The sequence below is a fragment of the Mesorhizobium sp. M7A.F.Ca.US.014.04.1.1 genome (assembly GCF_003998745.1).
In the GTDB taxonomy this organism is placed as follows: Bacteria; Pseudomonadota; Alphaproteobacteria; order Rhizobiales; family Rhizobiaceae; genus Mesorhizobium; species Mesorhizobium ciceri.
This window is the reverse complement of sequence record NZ_RZRW01001131.1, coordinates 1-1,001: the sequence shown is the minus strand read 5'-3', so window position 1 is coordinate 1,001 and position 1,001 is coordinate 1. Positions and strand designations below refer to the sequence as shown.

General features: G+C 59.7%; 2 protein-coding genes. Both read right to left on the bottom strand.

Going from position 1 to position 1,001, the window contains the following annotated elements:
* Window positions 1-310 (bottom strand): peptidylprolyl isomerase (locus tag EOA22_RS35050; protein ID WP_206521515.1); only part of this gene is annotated, 310 nt, incomplete at its 3' end.
* 16 nt (window positions 311-326) lie between these two features.
* Window positions 327-827 carry a pantetheine-phosphate adenylyltransferase gene (gene coaD, locus EOA22_RS35045; protein WP_063167940.1) on the bottom strand — a complete coding sequence of 167 codons (501 nt, stop codon included), beginning with the start codon at window positions 825-827 and terminating at the stop codon, window positions 327-329.
* Window positions 828-1,001 lie beyond the last annotated feature (174 nt).

Below are 1,001 nucleotides of genomic sequence, written 5' to 3'. Positions count from 1 at the left end.
AACCGCCGGTGCCGACGGCCTCGGCGCTGAAACCCTTTTTCATATTGCCGAACTTGACGTCGCCGGTCTGCGCCATGAAGCCGTCTATGACGCGGTGGAAGGCGACGTTGTCATAGGCGCCTTGGCGCACCAGCTTCTTGATCTGCTCGACATGCTTTGGCGCCAGATCGGGCCGAAGCGCAATGGTGACGTCTCCGTCCTTCAGCGTGATGACCATGGTGTTTTCCGGGTCGGCGGCGAAGGCCGAGACCGATGCGGTCACAAGGCCGGCAAGCACAACGAGGAACGAGGCGAGCTTTTTCAGCTGCATATCTATCTCCGGAATCTTATTTCGCGAATTTGGCGGTGAGCGCACCGGCAACCGCCGCCGGCACGAAGGGGCGGATGTTGCCTCCCATAGAGGCAATCTGGCGGACAAGTGTGGCGGTAATGGTGCGCACGGACGGGCTGGCGGGCAGAAAAACCGTCTGCAACTCAGGTGCCATAGTCTCGTTCATGCCGGCCATCTGCATCTCATAGTCGAGGTCGGTGCCGTCGCGCAGGCCGCGGATCATGATCGAGGCGCCGTGCTTCCTGGCGGCGTCGATGACCAGCCCCTCGAAGGCGACGACCTTGATACGGGCACCATCGCTGCCGAATTCCGCCTTCGCCGCCGTCTCGATCAGCTTCACCCGCTCCTCGAAGGAAAACAGCGGCTGCTTGCCCGGATGGATGCCGATCGCCGCATAGACGATGTCGGCCACGGCCAGCGAAGCCTTCAGCACATCCAGATGGCCGTTGGTCAGCGGGTCGAAGGAGCCGGCATAGAGGGCGATGCGTTCGGTCATGGCAGGTGCTTCTAATGCATGATCCCAAAAAGTGGAAACCGGTTTTTGCGGACAAACGGTTTTTCGTTTGTCCTAGAGATCATGCTCAAATGAAAGCTAGAGCCTGTTCCGTCTTCCGTCCACCAAGATGAAAAAGGATCTAGAGAGCCTCTCTCGCACAGGCAAACCCGATCG

Excerpts from the sequence above, each read along its gene's own strand:
- coaD (WP_063167940.1), bottom strand. The coding sequence starts at position 827 with ATGACCGAACGCATCGCCCTCTATGCCGGCTCCTTCGACCCGCTGACC.